Source organism: Bacillus cereus group sp. BfR-BA-01356 (assembly GCF_022663635.1).
Taxonomy (GTDB): domain Bacteria; phylum Bacillota; class Bacilli; order Bacillales; family Bacillaceae_G; genus Bacillus_A; species Bacillus_A cereus.
This window is the reverse complement of the sequence record NZ_JAKUFX010000222.1, coordinates 1-4,146: the sequence shown is the minus strand read 5'-3', so window position 1 is coordinate 4,146 and position 4,146 is coordinate 1. Positions and strand designations below refer to the sequence as shown.

Sequence of the window (4,146 nt, the reverse complement as noted above, 5' to 3'; positions counted from 1 at the left end):
TTTTACATAAAATACTGGTCTAGTTTCGTGATGTCTTTTTTAAGCAATTTGTCCTTTGATAACTTCAAAAGATATTATTTTTCAGTTGACATACTACCGCAGGTCTTTTCCCTTAAATAATTATTTTGTTTTATTTCATCGATTTTAAATATCAGATAAATCATAAATTGAAGCATCTATATGCTTAATAATAAAAATGTCTTTTTTAGAGTAACTACTATGGTTGCTAAAGCTATAAACATCAAGAGAAGGAAAACGCTCTGTAAGCATCTTTATAAGTAATGAACGATTTTGATGATTGTCGATTAAATCCAATTTTTCACTCCGTCCTTTTTCAAAGTCGGCAAATTCAAATCCCATTTCACGTAAATATTGAATGTGTTCCTCTCGGCTCCTTTTATCTGTTACAGGAGTTTTACTGAAAGAACGACAATGTTCTAACATAAAGCTAAGTTTCACTCTCATTCCACCATAGGGGTAATACTTCGTATCATGCACATGATTAAAACCTTCTGTATTCCACCATTCACTAACAACTTCAGAAAGATGTTTCAACTGTTCTTTTAAACCATCAACTGGTTTATCGGAACCTAATTTACCCTGTAATTCATGTATCTTTTGATTCGCCTTTTTAATCTCCGCATAACGTTTTTCTTTTTCTTCCAACAGATATGATTCGTAATTTAGTACTTTTGCTGCTTCACTAAAATAGCTTTCTATCAATGATGGAAGTGTTTTTGACATTTCGATTGAAAGTAAATCTTTACTCACCCATTCACGTAATTGAGCATTAGCAAAGTGCATATCCTTTAACACCTTCAGTAATACAGATTTTTGATCCTCATTCAATTCCAATTTCTTTTCGTCCATTTCCCCAGCTCCTTTATTTTCAAACAACGCTTTGGTTAATTATGATAATGATTCTTTTGCTATTCGATTCACATCTTTAACAATTGCATTATCTACTCCATTTGTTATTCCTTTTATTAGTTTTAACGATTCTTGGTATTTTTCGTTACGTATTTTGTACTCTTTATATGCCTTTGATGTTTGCTCTAAATTCCACAAAGCATTTAAACGATAATTATTAATGTCATAAGCCAAGCTCAGTAATTCATTTAATTCAGATAAACTAACCTCTACCACGGTCTTACCATTCTCAAAACGAGATTTTCCATTAGAGAGTTTATTTTTAATTGAATCAATCTTTTCTTTCATAAACCCACCTACTTCTCTACAAAATTCATATTTTATTACATTAAGTAATTACAAATGAACACTAAAAATTATATATAATAATTATATATAATAATTATATAATTAGGTGCCCATACAGTTATCTCAGACTATCTACTAAAATCAAGCCGCTTGCAGATGCTTTAAACCCATTTCTAATGCACCTGTTCCACCAAATCCCTGATTAAATAATAGTGGGACATCATACTTCTTTGCGTACTCTTTTGCTACATCAATAGATACATGGCCACATGCACCTTTTTGAATGACAATAACATCGCATTTTTTTATAACACTTCGAAACGTTTTCTTTACGCCTCCGTGATTTTTCCCATCATGGAAAATAACCTGGCAGTCTCTTTTTTTGGCCAACTTCTCTAACGTTCTTCCATTTGATCCACCTAAAACTAGAATTGTACTCATTCCCACTCACTCTCCTTATCTTTCTTCTTTATGTATGTACTTGGTGATGTTAATAACACAAGTGTACAAGCAACAATATTCATTAACACAAAACAAACTATTAATAAAATAATGAAAATCGGGGACAACAAGATAAAAATAAAGCCACTTACCACCAAACAGATGAAAATGAAGCCATTGCTCATATCTTCGTAACCATCTAGCCCTTTTACAATATTTAAACTATGCATCCATACTGTGATACTATCCCAATTTTCTATTAACAGATAGCCACCACCCAACAAAAAAGCCCATCCAAGCAACGTTCCTAATAATCCAGAATTTCGTCCTATATAATACCCCGAAACAAAATTCGCAGCTGTTCCAATTAACATTCTCATTTGTATTCCTCCATATCCATTTCATTTAACGTTATATACAAATTTCTTTTAACCATGGTTTTATTATATCAGAAAATTATGAATATTCAATAAATATTTTTAGGTACTCTTTATTTTTTTATAAAAGGGTTGTGTTTTTCTCCACAACCCTCACTTTCTTCTTAATCCACAGGTACTTCTTCTTGTCCATGTGGAATTTGTGCAATTGGTGTTACAATTTGTGCATATTTGTTTACCTGCACTTTAAATTGTCGTGGTTCTAAGAAGTTTACCTGTTGAATTAAAACTTCAATATGAAACGTATCTACTTTTTTTCCACGATCAATTTTGGTAATACGCGCATTGTAAAATTGATCTCCATTTAGGAAATACCTTTGAACAGCTTCTGTAGCCAGCATACGCTCATTACTTGTCATCTTCATTGGTTCAATACCAAATCCAGCCTTTGTAAACAAATACGGGACATCATAACTACTATTAGAAATTTTTCGTAGTAAATCCTCTACTGTTTTTGTCTTTGCGATATATTCTTCCTCTTTTGTATCAAATCCCTTTGGCTTATCACCAAGCATCTCGATTTCATCTTGATTTACCTGCTCTTCCTCTTGTACTTGTGATTTCATCATATAACGATGAATCGTATTATAGGTCGCAACGCCTACTACTAACACTATAATTACCAATATAACTAAGTACTTACGAGGCAGATTCGCTAACATATTCATGACTTTCTTCATATCATCACATCCCATATCAGTCGATTACATTACGGACTTGCGTCATATGTTGTCCTCTTGCCGTATAGTTTAGACCTGTAATTTGTACACCTTTATTATCACCAATATGAATCATTTTCTGATTCCCTAAATAAATAGATACATGGTTCGGATTTTCATAGAAAATTAAGTCTCCTGGCTGTGCACGACCGATATCGGGCACCTGTTTTCCCTGTCCAATTTGAGCACCTGTCCAATCCCCTAGTTGGACACCTATACTGGTTTTAAACACGTATTGTGTAAATCCTGAACAATCAGCACTACCTGCAGCTGGATTTCTAGCACCGGATACATAGCTCACTTTCCCTTGCCCAATCCATTTTTTCGCTTCTTCCAGTACCTTTTGTCGTTTAGCATTTGTCATTGTAGGAGAACCACCAGATGATAACCCTGGATCATCATTTTTCTTAAAGAATTTCATTGGATCTGTTGGTTGGTCATTAATACAAATTTGGAAATCTAAATGGACAGCGTATCCATTCATATTAAGGAAACCTGTATCTCTATCAAAGTTAGAACCGCCCATTTCCCCAATAATTTGCCCTTTTGTCACCATAGTTCCCGGTGCAACTGATATTTTACTCAAATGTAAGTAACGAGATACAATACCATTTCCATGATCTACATAGACACCTAGACCACCACCATTTACATTTCCTGTTTGGGCTGTTACAATACCTACTTCCATTGACCATACAGGGTCTCCAGCTTTTCCGGCGGTCATGGCCCCAATATCAACTGCATTATGTTGCTTTCCACCACGCACTGCATCAAACGTATCTGTAATACGACCTGATTTCGTTGGCCATTTCCAACCTTTATCAGAAATCCATTCTCCAGATACATCTGCCACACAACCTAAATCTTTGTAATATTTTAAAACTTTGGAAACATATGTAAAATCACCATAACACGCATTTACCTTGGTTCGGAAGTTATTCGGATCGGAGCAACCACCTGGATTTAAATGATTCTTACTTCTTGAAAACTCAATAGCTGTTTCTTCTGAATAGCCACCCTTTGCTAAAGCGTAACTAATAAAACCTTCGCCAAAGTTGTACGACTGCAAAGCGAGTGCAATGTCACCATTGACCTTTCCTAGTACATCTTTAAATTCCCGTACACCTGCTTCTATAGAAATATTGGGATCTTTAATACACCCTACACGAGCATTCCCCTTTACACCAATACAAGATGAGCTCATGTCTCCATATTGCCCCTGTTAGTGATAGGTAAGGATTTGAAGTTATCTCTACCTTTTCCCCCACTCCACACCGTACGTGAGACTTTCACCTCATACGGCGCTCCATCTAATTTGTTTATTGTTTAAT

5 protein-coding genes and 1 pseudogene are annotated in these 4,146 nt (G+C 34.7%); all 6 read right to left on the bottom strand.

From position 1 onward, the window contains the following. Positions 1-144: 144 nt before the first annotated feature. Entirely contained in the window at positions 145-870 is a 726-nt protein-coding gene (locus MR168_RS32315; protein WP_000343609.1) for a hypothetical protein, read from the bottom strand. A 39-nt stretch (positions 871-909) separates the two neighbouring features. Beyond that, positions 910-1,218: a hypothetical protein gene (locus MR168_RS32310; RefSeq protein ID WP_000659905.1), complete on the bottom strand. Its 309-nt coding sequence runs from the start codon at positions 1,216-1,218 to the stop codon at positions 910-912. A 141-nt stretch (positions 1,219-1,359) separates the two neighbouring features. Further along, on the bottom strand, positions 1,360-1,659 hold the full coding sequence (locus tag MR168_RS32305; RefSeq protein ID WP_000104242.1) for a DUF2325 domain-containing protein: 300 nt from the start codon (positions 1,657-1,659) through the stop codon (positions 1,360-1,362). Further along, complete coding sequence (locus MR168_RS32300; protein WP_001242518.1) at positions 1,656-2,039, bottom strand: hypothetical protein; 384 nt, start codon at positions 2,037-2,039, stop codon at positions 1,656-1,658. The genes MR168_RS32305 and MR168_RS32300 overlap by 4 nt, the downstream gene beginning before the upstream one ends. 161 nt (positions 2,040-2,200) lie before the next feature. Further along, positions 2,201-2,776 (bottom strand): hypothetical protein, encoded by a 576-nt coding sequence (locus MR168_RS32295; protein WP_000757464.1) that lies wholly within the window; start codon positions 2,774-2,776, stop codon positions 2,201-2,203. A gap of 16 nt (positions 2,777-2,792) precedes the next feature. Beyond that, positions 2,793-4,037: pseudogene (locus MR168_RS32290) on the bottom strand (NlpC/P60 family protein); the annotation flags it as partial. Positions 4,038-4,146 lie beyond the last annotated feature (109 nt).